The organism is Streptomyces sp. NPDC054863, from assembly GCF_053610825.1.
In genome coordinates, this window is record NZ_JBSGZD010000239.1 from 1 (window position 1) to 12,275 (window position 12,275).

The 12,275-nt window shown below is 70.3% G+C and carries 11 protein-coding genes; 7 read left to right on the top strand and 4 right to left on the bottom strand.

The window, feature by feature from the left end:
* Nucleotides 1–49 precede the first annotated feature (49 nt).
* A complete protein-coding gene (locus ACWGIG_RS29850; protein ID WP_453324798.1) occupies nucleotides 50–1,579 on the bottom strand; it encodes a peptide MFS transporter in 1,530 nt (509 codons plus the stop codon).
* Between the two features lie 438 nt (nucleotides 1,580–2,017).
* Between ACWGIG_RS29850 and ACWGIG_RS29855 the strand changes: the two genes are divergently transcribed.
* Both ACWGIG_RS29855 and ACWGIG_RS29860 read left to right on the top strand, forming a co-directional pair.
* Nucleotides 2,018–2,695 (top strand): response regulator transcription factor, encoded by a 678-nt coding sequence (locus ACWGIG_RS29855; RefSeq protein ID WP_453324799.1) that lies wholly within the window; start codon nucleotides 2,018–2,020, stop codon nucleotides 2,693–2,695.
* Between the two features lie 66 nt (nucleotides 2,696–2,761).
* On the top strand, nucleotides 2,762–4,039 hold the full coding sequence (locus tag ACWGIG_RS29860; protein WP_453324800.1) for an ATP-binding protein: 1,278 nt from the start codon (nucleotides 2,762–2,764) through the stop codon (nucleotides 4,037–4,039).
* A gap of 51 nt (nucleotides 4,040–4,090) precedes the next feature.
* On the opposite strand, the gene ACWGIG_RS29865 is transcribed toward ACWGIG_RS29860, so the two are convergent.
* Nucleotides 4,091–4,633, bottom strand: a complete 543-nt coding sequence (locus ACWGIG_RS29865; RefSeq protein ID WP_453324801.1) for a GtrA family protein — start codon at nucleotides 4,631–4,633, stop codon at nucleotides 4,091–4,093.
* 110 nt (nucleotides 4,634–4,743) lie between these two features.
* Here ACWGIG_RS29865 and ACWGIG_RS29870 point away from each other — a divergent pair, with 110 nt between their 5' ends.
* From ACWGIG_RS29870 to ACWGIG_RS29880, 3 genes are read left to right on the top strand one after another with little or no spacing between them, the layout of a single operon-like run.
* Nucleotides 4,744–5,958 (top strand): 5-(carboxyamino)imidazole ribonucleotide synthase, encoded by a 1,215-nt coding sequence (locus tag ACWGIG_RS29870; RefSeq protein ID WP_453324802.1) that lies wholly within the window; start codon nucleotides 4,744–4,746, stop codon nucleotides 5,956–5,958.
* The gene (gene purE, locus ACWGIG_RS29875) at nucleotides 5,955–6,497 is read left to right on the top strand and encodes a 5-(carboxyamino)imidazole ribonucleotide mutase (RefSeq protein WP_453324803.1); all 543 of its coding nucleotides are present in this window, start codon (nucleotides 5,955–5,957) and stop codon (nucleotides 6,495–6,497) included. The genes ACWGIG_RS29870 and purE overlap by 4 nt, the downstream gene beginning before the upstream one ends.
* Before the next feature lie 14 nt (nucleotides 6,498–6,511).
* The gene (locus ACWGIG_RS29880; RefSeq protein WP_453324808.1) at nucleotides 6,512–7,696 is read left to right on the top strand and encodes a dipeptidase; all 1,185 of its coding nucleotides are present in this window, start codon (nucleotides 6,512–6,514) and stop codon (nucleotides 7,694–7,696) included.
* Between the two features lie 76 nt (nucleotides 7,697–7,772).
* On the opposite strand, the gene ACWGIG_RS29885 is transcribed toward ACWGIG_RS29880, so the two are convergent.
* The gene (locus tag ACWGIG_RS29885; protein ID WP_453324804.1) at nucleotides 7,773–8,948 is read right to left on the bottom strand and encodes an acyl-CoA dehydrogenase; all 1,176 of its coding nucleotides are present in this window, start codon (nucleotides 8,946–8,948) and stop codon (nucleotides 7,773–7,775) included.
* Nucleotides 8,949–9,133: 185 nt separating this feature from the next.
* On the opposite strand from ACWGIG_RS29885, the gene ACWGIG_RS29890 reads away from it, so the two are divergent.
* A complete protein-coding gene (locus ACWGIG_RS29890; protein WP_453324805.1) occupies nucleotides 9,134–10,471 on the top strand; it encodes a UDP-glucose dehydrogenase family protein in 1,338 nt (445 codons plus the stop codon).
* A 4-nt stretch (nucleotides 10,472–10,475) separates the two neighbouring features.
* Nucleotides 10,476–10,871 carry an SdpI family protein gene (locus ACWGIG_RS29895; protein WP_453324806.1) on the top strand — a complete coding sequence of 132 codons (396 nt, stop codon included), beginning with the start codon at nucleotides 10,476–10,478 and terminating at the stop codon, nucleotides 10,869–10,871.
* Here ACWGIG_RS29895 and ACWGIG_RS29900 read toward each other — a convergent pair.
* Entirely contained in the window at nucleotides 10,868–12,115 is a 1,248-nt protein-coding gene (locus ACWGIG_RS29900) for a dipeptidase (RefSeq protein ID WP_453324807.1), read from the bottom strand. The genes ACWGIG_RS29895 and ACWGIG_RS29900 overlap by 4 nt on opposite strands.
* Nucleotides 12,116–12,275: the final 160 nt, after the last annotated feature.

Consider the following 12,275-nt stretch of genomic DNA (forward strand, 5'->3'; position numbering starts at 1 on the left):
GCACCGGATCGGTGCGGCGGCCCTCCGTGCGAGCCGGGGAAATGTGCGGTCAGCGCACGTCGCCCATCAGCCCACGGACCTTGTTGCGGGACAGGTAGATCAGGAATCCCGCGACGACGGCCGCGGCGGCCTCGAAGGCGACGACGCCCGTGCTGTTGAGGTCGACCCCGGCGATGGCGAGCATGCCGGTCACGCTGTCACCCGCGGTGACCGCGAGGAAGAAGACACCCATCATCTGCGAGGCGTACTTCGCCGGCGCCATCTTCGTGGTCAGCGACAGACCCACGGGGGACAGGCACAGCTCGGCCACGGTGTGCATCAGGAAGATCAGCACCAGCCACCACATGGTGACCTTCGTGCCGTCGGTGGCCAGGCCCATCGGGATGAGGAACACGAAGAACGAGGCACCCGCCACCGCCAGGGCGATGGAGAACTTCACGATCGTGCTGGGCTCGCGGTTGCGCTTGGCGAGCGCCAGCCACACGGCGGCGGCGACCGGGGCGAGCAGCATGATGAAGCCCGGGTTCAGGGCCTGGAACAGGGTGTTCGGCATGTCCCAGCCGAAGATGTTGCGCTCGGTCTTGGAGTCACCGAACAGCGACAGCGTCGACGCTCCCTGGTCGAAGATCATCCAGAAGACGGCGGCGGCCACGAAGAAGTAGATGAACGCCGTCATCTTGGTCTGCTCTTCGCCGGACAGGTCCTTGTCCCGCTTGATCTTGGTCAGCACCCCGATCGGGATCAGCAGACCGGCCAGGATGATCGGGACCAGCACCCAGTTCTTGGTGAGCGTGAAGACGTCGGTGAGGCCGACCAGGAGGTAGAAGGCCGCGATCACGGCGACGCACACGAGCGCCTTGGTGAGGACGGTGCGCTTCTCGGTCTCCGACAGCGGGTTCGGGACCTGGTTGTCCTTCTCGCTGAAACCGCGGGAGCCGATCAGGAAGGTGACCGAGCCGATCGCCATGCCGACCGCCGCCAGGCCGAAGCCGAGGTGCCAGTTGACCTTCTCGCCGAGGATGCCGATGGCGAAGGGGGCGAACACGGCACCGAGGTTGATGCCCATGTAGAAGATCGTGAAGCCGCCGTCGCGGCGGACGTCCTTCGGGTCGGTGTAGAGGTGGCCGACCATCGTGGAGATGTTGGCCTTCAGCAGACCGGAGCCGACCGCGATCAGGCACAGACCGACGAAGAACATCACCTGTCCCGGCAGCGCCAGGGAGAGGTGACCGGCGACGATGACGAAGCTCGCGATCTGGACGGTCTTGCGGGCGCCCCAGACACGGTCGCCGATCCAGCCGCCGGGCATGGCCATGAGGTAGACCATGGCCACGTAGACGGAGTAGATGGCCGTGGCGGTGGCCGCGGTCATCGCGAGGCCGCCGCCCTGGCTGCCGGTCGCCGCGTCGGCGCCGCCGGAGACCAGGTACATCACGAGCAGGGCACGCATGCCGTAGTAGGAGAACCGCTCCCACATCTCGGTCATGAAGAGAATGGCCAGGCCGCGGGGGTGGCCGAAGAAGGCCTTGTCCCCGGCGGCGGGGGCCCCGGGGGTTTCCTTCGTCAGGCTGGACGCCATGGGTCGATCCTTGCTTGCTCGGGACGCGTCCGCGTGGAACACGGGGTACGCGCCCGGTGGGGGGCGGCCGGCACCGGTGCGGGGAACCGCACCAGGATCCACGCCCCGCGGAACGCATCGTCGCGCGCGGGGCCCGGCCCATAGGTCATTCACTGCTGTCGGAACCGGTGATGCGTGATGACCGGCCCGCACAGAAAAGGAGACCTTGAGCAGTTATTCCTGCCAAAGGCCCCCGAATACTGCAACTTATGTGCTCGCTACCTTACGACACGACAGTGCGGCATATGGAAGGACTTGAGAGATGGATCACAGGTATGGGTGGAACCGTCACAACACATTCAAAGGTCCTTCCCAGGAATGGGCAGTTAACTCGCAGGCCCTCCGCCCTACTTGTTGATCACGCCCGGCCCGCCCGTCACGCCGACTAACATTCCCTCCATGACCCGTGTACTGCTCGCCGAGGACGACGCATCCATTTCGGAGCCACTGGCCCGCGCACTGCGTCGGGAGGGTTACGAGGTCGAGGTCCGCGAGGACGGACCGACCGCCCTCGACGCCGGACTCCAGGGGGGCATCGACCTCGTCGTGCTCGACCTGGGGCTGCCCGGCATGGACGGCCTGGAGGTCGCGCGGAGACTGCGCGCCGACGGCCACGCCGTACCGATCCTGGTGCTCACCGCGCGCGCCGACGAGGTGGACACCGTCGTCGGGCTCGACGCCGGTGCCGACGACTACGTGACCAAGCCGTTCCGGCTCGCCGAACTCCTCGCCCGGGTCCGGGCCCTGCTGCGGCGCGGCTCCTCCGAGCCGACCCCGCCGCCCGCCACCCACGGCGTACGGATCGACGTCGAGTCGCACCGCGCGTGGATGGGCGACGAGGAACTCCAGCTCACGGCCAAGGAGTTCGACCTGCTCCGGGTGCTCGTGCGCGACGCGGGCCGGGTCGTCACCCGCGACCAGCTGATGCGCGAGGTCTGGGACACCACCTGGTGGTCGTCGACCAAGACCCTCGACATGCACATCTCCTGGCTCCGCAAGAAGCTCGGCGACGACGCCGCGAACCCCCGCTACATCGCGACCGTACGAGGCGTCGGCTTCCGCTTCGAGAAGAGCTGAGGCACATGCGGCCCCCGGTGGTGGCATCGGCCGATCCCCGCACCGGGAACGTGCATTCTTGATGCCATGCGCCGCCGTCTGATCAATTCCACGCTCGCCGTGGTGCTCGTCGTCATCGCCGTCTTCGGGGTCTCCCTCGTCATCGTCGAGACCCGCACCATCAGCAACAGCGCCCAGGAGTCCGTCGACTCGGAGGCGCTGCGGCTGGTGAGCGTCGTCGAAGGGCGGCTCGGCGGCGACGGGGACCTCAGCCGCGAGGTACTCGGCAAACAGATCGCCGGCCACCGGTACGCCCGTATCGAGATCCCCGGCCGCTCTCCCATCGAGATCGGCACCCCGCCCACCGACGGCGTCATCGAGGGCCGCGCCACCGGCGGGCGCGGTGAGGCCGTCACGGTGCAGGAGTCCCGCTCCACCGTCACCCTTGAGGTCGGCCGCACCCTGCTGATCATCGGGGCGGTGGCCCTGCTGGCCGTCGTCGCCGCCGTCCTCCTGGCCGTACGACAGGCCAACCGGCTGGCCTCCCCCCTCACCGACCTCGCCGAAACCGCCGAACGCCTCGGCTCGGGTGACCCCCGGCCCCGCCACAAGCGGTACTCCGTGCCCGAGCTCGACCGGGTCGCCGACGTCCTCGACTCCTCCGCCGAACGCATCGCCCGCATGCTCACCGCCGAGCGCCGCCTGGCCGCCGACGCCTCCCACCAGCTGCGTACGCCCCTCACGGCGCTCTCCATGCGGCTGGAGGAGATCACGCTCACCGACGACCTCGACACGGTCAAGGAGGAGGCGACGATCGCCCTCACCCAGGTCGAACGCCTCACGGACGTCGTGGAACGGCTGCTCACCAACTCCCGCGACCCGCGCACCGGTTCCGCCGTCGCCTTCGACCTCGACGAGGTCATCAAGCAGCAGATCGAGGAGTGGCGCCCGGCCTACCGCAGCGCGGGGCGGGCGATCGTACGGTCGGGAAAGAAGGACCTGCGCGCCGTCGGCACCCCGGGCGCGGTCGCCCAGGTCCTCGCCGCACTCATCGAGAACTCCCTCATGCACGGCGGCGGCACCGTCGCCCTGCGCTCCCGCGTCACCGGCAACCAAGCCGTCATCGAGGTCACCGACGAGGGCCCCGGAGTCCCCGTCGACCTCGGCGCGCGCATCTTCGAGCGGACCATCAGCGGCCGGAACTCCACCGGCATCGGCCTCGCCGTCGCCCGCGACCTCGCGGAGGCGGACGGCGGACGCCTCGAACTCCTCCAGCAGAAGCCCGCCGTCTTCGCCCTCTTCCTCAGCACGGTCGTGCCGGACAGCAGGCGGGACGGGGAAGGAAACGGGAAGACGATCAGGTGAGGCGGCCGGGGAGGGCGGCGGTCAGGGGAGGCAGCCGGGGGAGAGGGGCGGTCAGGTGAGGCGGGGCGCGGCGGGAGTGGGCCGCTCCACCTCTACCGGGGCTCCCTCGTCCTCCGCCTCCAGAAACTTCTCGGCCTGCCCGACCGCCTCCTTCGCGGGGAGCGTCCGGAACACCCACGTCCGGTACGACCAGAAGCGGAACAGGGTCGCCACCCCGATCCCGAAGACCTTGAAGATGTTGCTCTGCAGCGGGGTGTTCCAGCCGAAGCCGTACGTCGCCGCGTAGAGCAGCCCGTTCTCGATGACCGCACCCACCACGCTGAACAGCAGGAACAGCGTCAGCTCCTTGGCCCGGCCGCTCTTGTCGCGGTCGCGGTAGGTGAAGTACCGGAAGCCGACGTAGTTGAAGAGGACCGCGATCACGGTGGCGATCAGGCTGGCCCGTACGACCTGGAGGTCGGTGGTGTGCCGCAGCAGGTTGAACGCGGCCATGTTGACGAGAAGACCCAGGCCGCCGACGGCCCCGAACTTGACGACTTCACGCGCGAGCTGCTCCACACGGGTCCGCAGCGCTGTGCCGCCAGGCTCGCTCATGATGTCCGTCGACCCCGTTCGGTTGATGTCGTCAACCCAGCCATGCTAACCATCACCCCCGGGGCCCGACGCGGAGACGTGCTCCGTCCGGCCACAGGGCCGACGCACCCTTGTGTGTTCGTACGAAGGACCGCTCGTCCGGAGTGGTGTGTGCCTACGGATACCCTGGAAGAGTGACGTTCCCGGTAGTCGGCATGGTCGGTGGCGGTCAACTCGCCCGAATGACCCACGAGGCGGGCATCCCCCTCGGCATCAAGTTCAAGCTCCTCAGCGACACCCCTCAGGACTCGGCGGCCCAGGTGGTGAGCGAGGTCGTCATCGGCGACCATCGCGACCTGGACACGCTCCGTGCGTTCGCGCGCGGCTGCGACGTGATCACCTTCGATCACGAACACGTACCGACCGAACACCTGAAGGCCCTGGAAGCGGACGGCATCCCCGTCCGCCCCGGGCCCGACGCGCTGGTGCACGCCCAGGACAAGGGGGTGATGCGCGCGAAGCTGACGGAGATCGGCGCCCCCTGCCCCCGGCACCGGATCGTGACCGGTCCGGCGGACGTGACCGCCTTCGCCGAGGAGGGCGACGGCTACCCCGTCATCCTCAAGACCGTGCGCGGCGGGTACGACGGCAAGGGCGTGTGGTTCGTACGCACCGAGGCCGACGCCCACGACCCCTTCCTGGCCGGAGTCCCGGTCCTCGCGGAGGAGAAGGTCGAGTTCGTACGGGAACTGGCCGCCAACATCGTGCGCTCCCCGCACGGGCAGGCCGTCGCGTACCCCGTCGTGGAGTCGCAGCAGGTCGACGGCGTGTGCGACACGGTGATCGCCCCGGCCCCCGAGCTGTCCGCCGAGCTCTCCGGCGAGGCCCAGCAGCTCGCCATCCGCATCGCGGTCGAGCTGGACGTCGTGGGCCACCTGGCCGTCGAACTCTTCGAGACGAGGGACGCCGAAGGCAATCCCGGCATCCTCGTCAACGAGCTCGCCATGCGCCCGCACAACTCCGGCCACTGGACGCAGGACGGTGCGATCACCTCGCAGTTCGCCAACCACGTCCGCGCCGTCCTCGACCTCCCGCTGGGCGACCCCCGCCCGAGGTCGCGCTGGACGGTCATGTGCAACGTCCTGGGCGGCGACTACCCCGACATGTACAAGCCGTACCTGCACGTCATGGCCCACGACCCGCAGGTCAAGATTCACATGTACGGCAAGGACGTGAAGCCCGGCCGCAAGATCGGCCACGTCAACACCTACGGCGACGACCTCGACGACGTGCTGGAGCGCGCCCGTCACGCCGCCGGCTACCTCCGAGGAACGATCACCGAATGACTGCTCCCGCCCCCCTCGTCGGCATCGTCATGGGCTCGGACTCCGACTGGCCCGTCATGGAGGCCGCCGCCACCGCACTCGCCGAGTTCGAGATCCCCTACGAGGTCGACGTCGTCTCCGCACACCGGATGCCGCACGAGATGATCGCGTACGGAGAGGAAGCGGCGGGCCGCGGCCTGAAGACGATCATCGCGGGCGCGGGCGGCGCGGCGCACCTCCCGGGCATGCTCGCCTCCGTCACCCCGCTCCCCGTCATCGGCGTCCCCGTCCCCCTCAAGTACCTCGACGGCATGGACTCCCTCCTCTCCATCGTGCAGATGCCGGCGGGCGTCCCCGTCGCCACGGTCTCGGTCGCGGGCGCCCGCAACGCGGGCCTCCTCGCGGCCCGCATCCTGGCCGCCCACGACCCCGCGCTGCTGACCCGCATGCAGGAGTTCCAGCAGGAGCTGAACGCGCAGGCCACGGAGAAGGGCAAGCGGCTGCGCACCAAGGCCATGGGAACCGCCGACTCCTTCGGCTTCGGCAAGTTCGGAAAGTGAGCACCGTGCATCAGATGGACCACCTCTCCGCGGCCCGGGCCCTCCTCGCCGACTTCCCCGTCGTCGACGGCCACAACGACCTCCCCTGGGCGCTGCGTGAGCACGTCCGCTACGACCTGGACCGCCTCGACATCGGCGCCGACCAGCGCGGCACCCTCCACACGGACCTGGCCCGCCTCCGGTCCGGCTGCGTCGGCGCGCAGTTCTGGTCCGTCTACGTCCGCACCGACCTCGCCGGGGACTCGGCGGTCAGCGCCACCCTGGAACAGGTCGACGTCGTCGGCCAGCTGATCGCCCGCTACCCGGACCACCTGGTCCGCGCGCTGACGGCCGACGACATGGAAGCGGCCCGCGAGAACGGCCGCATCGCCTCCCTGATGGGCGCCGAGGGCGGCCACTCCATCAACAACTCCCTCGCCACCCTGCGCGCGCTGCACGAGCTCGGCGTCCGCTACATGACCCTGACCCACAACGACAACACCCAGTGGGCGGACAGCGCCACGGACGAGCCCTCCGTCGGCGGCCTGTCCGCCTTCGGCCGCGAGGTCGTCCGCGAGATGAACCGCATGGGCATGCTCGTCGACCTCTCGCACGTGGCCGCGACGACGATGCGCGCGGCGCTCGACGTCTCCGAGGCCCCGGTCGTCTTCTCGCACTCCTCCTCCCGCGCGGTCTGCGACCACCCGCGCAACATCCCCGACGACGTCCTGGCGGCCCTCCCCGCCAACGGCGGCGTGGCGATGGCGACCTTCGTGCCGAAGTTCATCCTCCCGGGAGCCGTCGAGTGGACGACCCGCGCCGACGAGAACATGCGCGCCCACGGCCTCCACCACCTCGACACCACGGCCGAGGGCATGAAGGTCCAGCGGGCCTACGAGTCCGAGAACCCCCGCCCGATGGCCACGGCTGCCACCGTCGCCGACCACCTCGACCACATGCGCGAGGTCGCGGGCGTCGACCACATCGGCATCGGCGGCGACTACGACGGCACGGCGTTCACCCCGGCGGGCCTGGAAGACGTCTCCGGCTACCCGAACCTGATCGCCGAGCTCATCTCCCGCAACTGGTCCACGACCGATCTCGCCAAACTCACCTGGCACAACGCGGTCCGCGTCCTGCGCGACGCGGAATCCGTCGCACGCGACCTCCAGCAGCACCGCTCCCCGTCGAACGCGACACTGGAACAACTGGACGGCTGAGGGACAGGCATGCAGCCATGACACATGCAGAAGGGGGGCGTCCCATGGGACGCCCCCCCTTCCGCATGCTTCTCCGCTACTTCGGCAGGTTCCGTGCCATCACGATGCGCTGGATCTGGTTCGTACCCTCGTACAGCTGCGTGATCTTCGCGTCCCGCATCATCCGCTCCACCGGGTAGTCCCGCGTGTAGCCGTAGCCGCCGAGGAGCTGGATCGCGTCCAGGGTGATCTCCATGGCCGCGTCGGACGCGTAGCACTTCGCCGCCGCGCCGAAGAAGGTGAGGTCCTCCTTCTCGCCGCCGGCGGAGACGCGCTCGGACCTCGCCGCAGCCGAGTACGTCAGCTGGCGGGCCGCTTCCAGCTTCATCGCCATGTCGGCGAGCATGAACTGCACGCCCTGGAAGTCGCCGATCGGCTTGCCGAACTGCTTGCGCTCCTGGACGTAACCCTTGGCGTAGTCCAGGGCGCCCTGGGCGATGCCGACTGCCTGGGCCGCGATGGTGACGCGGGTGTGGTCGAGGGTCTTCATCGCCGTGGCGAAGCCGGTGCCCTCGTCGCCGATCATGCGGTCGGCGGGGATGCGGACGTTGTCGAGGTAGACCTCGCGGGTCGGCGAGCCCTTGATGCCGAGCTTCTTCTCCGGTGCGCCGAAGGAGACGCCCTCGTCGGACTTCTCCACGACGAAGGCGGAGATGCCCTTCGAGCGCTTCTCCGGGTCGGTCACGGCCATGACCGTGTAGTACTCGGACTCGCCCGCGTTGGTGATCCAGCGCTTCACGCCGTTGAGCACCCAGAAGTCGCCGTCGCGGACGGCGCGGGTCTTCATGCCCGCTGCGTCGGAGCCGGCGTCCGGCTCGGAGAGGCAGTACGAGAACATCGCGTCGCCCTTGGCGAGCGGCGCCAGGTACTTCTTCTTGAGCTCCTCGGAACCCGAGAGGATGACGGGGAGGGAGCCGAGCTTGTTGACGGCGGGGATGAGGGAGGAGGAGGCGCAGACGCGGGCGACCTCTTCGATCACGATCACCGTGGCGAGGGCGTCGGCGCCGGCACCGCCGTACGCCTCGGGGACGTGTACGGCCTGGAGGTCGGAGGCGATGAGCGCGTCCAGGGCCTCCTTGGGGAAGCGGGCGTTCTCGTCCACCTCGGCGGCGTGCGGGGCGATCTTCGCCTCGGCGAGCGCGCGCACCGTTTCGCGGAGCATGTCGTGCTCTTCGGACGTGCGGTACAGGTCGAAGTCGGGCGAACCTGCCAAGGTGACTCACTCCCAAAGGTGCTAACTACCGTTAAGTAACCTGCTCAGTAACCCTGATTTTAGGGGGTGTGCGGCGCTCAGGGATACGTGAGTTTGCCGACAGGGTCAGGCGGGCTGAATCTCCCCTTACGGGCGCCCCGATATGCTCGGGCGCGTTGTCCCGCCCGTACCTCTAGGAGCACCACATGGCCCTCAGGATCACCGTGATCGGCACCGGCTACCTCGGCGCCACGCACGCAGCGGCCATGGCGGAGCTGGGATTCGAGGTGCTCGGGCTCGACGTCGTGCCCGAGAAGATCGAGATGCTGAGCGCCGGGCGCGTGCCGATGTACGAGCCGGGCCTCGAAGAGCTGCTGCGCAAGCACGTGGAGGGGCTGCCGGGGTCGACCGGGCGGCTGCGCTTCACCATGGACTGGGCGGAGGTCGGGGCGTTCGGCGACGTGCACTTCGTCTGTACGAACACCCCGCAGAAGCACGGCGAGTACGCGTGCGACATGAGCTATGTGAACAGCGCCTTCGGCTCGCTGGCCCCGCACCTGAAGAGCGACGCGCTGGTCGTCGGCAAGTCGACCGTGCCGGTCGGCTCCGCGGAGCGGCTCAAGCAGTTGCTCGCCGAGCAGGCCCCCGAGGGCGTCGAGCTGGCGTGGAACCCGGAGTTCCTGCGCGAGGGCTTCGCCGTGCAGGACACCCTGCACCCGGACCGGCTCGTGGCCGGCGTGGAGAGCGAGCGGGCCGAGAAGCTGCTGCGCGAGGTGTACGCGACGCCGATCGCGGAGGGCTCGCCGTTCGTGGTGACGGACTTCCCGACCGCCGAACTGGTGAAGACCGCCGCGAACTCGTTCCTGGCGACGAAGATCTCGTTCATCAATGCCATGGCCGAGGTCTGCGAGGCCGCCGACGGTGACGTGGCGAAGCTGGCGGAGGCGATCGGGTACGACGAGAGGATCGGGTCGAAGTTCCTGCGGGCGGGGATCGGCTTCGGCGGCGGCTGCCTGCCCAAGGACATCCGGGCCTTCATGGCGCGCGCCGGTGAGCTGGGCGCCGACCAGGCGCTCACCTTCCTCCGCGAGGTCGACTCCATCAACATGCGCCGCCGCGGCCACATGGTCGAGCTGGCCAGGGAGGCGCTGGGGGGCGGCGGCTTCCTGGGCAAGAGGGTCGCCGTGCTCGGTGCCACCTTCAAGCCCGACTCGGACGACGTACGGGACTCGCCCGCGCTGAACGTCGCGGGGCAGATCCACCTCCAGGGCGGTCAGGTGACCGTGTACGACCCCAAGGGCATGGTGAACGCCCGCCGCGTCTTCCCCACCCTCGGGTACGCGGACTCGGCCCTGGACGCGGTGCGCGGCGCGGACGTCGTCCTGCACCTCACCGAATGGCGCGAGTTCCGCGAGCTGGACCCCGCGGAGCTCGGCGGGGCCGTCGCACGCCGGCTGATCCTGGACGGGCGCAACGCGCTGGACCCGGTGCAGTGGCGCGAGGCGGGCTGGACGTTCCGGGCGATGGGCCGGCCGAAGGCCTGAAGCGATGCGGCCGACCGGAGTGCCGGAGGCGGTCCCGGCAGGCGCGTCCCTCGTCCTCGCCGTCCTGCTCGGACTGATGGGTCTCGGCCTTCTCGCCGTCGGACGGATCGGCAGCACCGGGCGGCTGCGGCGCAACGCCCTGGCCGGGATCCGTACCGCACGGTCCATGGAGAGCGACGAGTCGTGGCGGACCGTGCATCGTGCGGCTGCCCCCTGGCTGTACGCCGCCGGGGCGACGCCCCTGGCCGGAGCCGTCGCGGTGGTCTTCGTACGGCAGCCCGTCGTCTTCCTCGTCGTGGTGCTGGGCTCGGCCGGGCTGCTGCTGGTGTTCCTCGGCCTGGGGGCGTGGCGGGGGACGCGGTCGCTGCCGCCGCGCGGCCCCCGGCCCCCGGCCCTCTAGCCGTCCAGGTCCTCGATGCGGGCCGTCGAAGGGCCCCGGCGCTGCTGGGCCGCGCGGGCGGTGAACTCCATGTCGCGCAGCACCCGTTGGAGGTTCTCCCAGGTGAGGCGGGCCAGATCGGCCTCGGGCCAGCCGCGGTCCAGGAGTTCGGCGATCAGGTACGGGTAGCCGGCGGCGTCCCGCAGCGCGCCCTGGTGGGCGGCGCCCGTGTCGTACGTACCGGACAGGCCGACGCAGCCGGGGCCCGCGAGGGCACGGACGTGGTCCAGGTGGTCGGCGACGTCGCGGACCTCGGGGCCGGTGCGGTCCGCCGCGAAGGGCACCATGCACAGGCCGCCGTTCCCGCGCAGTGCGGCCAGGACGTCGTCGGGGGCGTTGCCGGGGTGGCAGGTGAGGGCGTGTGCGCCGGAGCGGCTGAGGATCACCGGGGCCCGGGAGAGGGTCAGGGCGGCGCGCATCGTCCCGGGGGACGCGCCGCTGAGGTCGGCGAGCATGCCGACGCGGTTCATCTCGCGTACGACTTCCTGGCCGAACCGGGTCAGTCCTGCGGGCGACGCCCAGTCCGTCCCGGTGAGGGTGAGGCTGCGGACGCCCAGCGCGTGCAGGGCGCGCAGCGTGCCCAGGGAGTCGCCGATCGCGGGGGCGCCGGCGGGGCCGAGCAGTGAGGCGATCCGGCCGCAGGCGCGGGCGGCGCTCACCTCGCCGGAGCCGAGTGCGAGACGCAGCGCCTCCGGATAGCCGCCGATCATGGCGCGGACCTGGTCGATCTGCTCCAGGGCGGCGGTGACCGCGCACCGGCCCCGGGCGTGCAGCGACCAGAACTGTGCGCCGACCCCGCCGGAACGCAGCCGCGGAATGTCGGTGTCCAGGGTGGACTCGCCGAGCTCTATGTCCGACCAGGGTGCGGAACGCAGCACTCCGGCCAGCCCGTTGTGACCGTCGGCAACGGGATGGGCGGCGAGCAGGGCGCGGGCCAGGGGGAGGCTGTCGGCGGCGGGGGGAACGCTGTCCGTGGCGGCGTCGGGGGACAGGCCCTGGTGCGCCTGGTGCGCCTGGTGCGCCTGGTGCGCCTGGTGCGCCTGGTGCGCCTGGTGCGCCTCGTGCGCCTCGTGCGTCCCATGTGCCTCGTGCGCGTCGTCGTCCGGCGTCCCTGGTGCGGGTGGGTCCGGGGCGGGCGCGGGTGGCTCCGTTCCGAGCCGGCCCGCCGCAGGGGCGGCGTGCGGTTCGTCCTGCAGCAGTGCCATGACGGGGCTCCGGTTCTGCGACGGCGGCGGTACGGCCACCGTGGCACGGGAGCGTCGGGGGTTCGCGGCTGGTGTGGCGTTCGAGGGACGGGCCCGGGGGGGCGGGGCTTGTGCGCCGAGGGGTGGGGCCGTGTGCGCAGAGAGGGACGGGCCCCTGTAC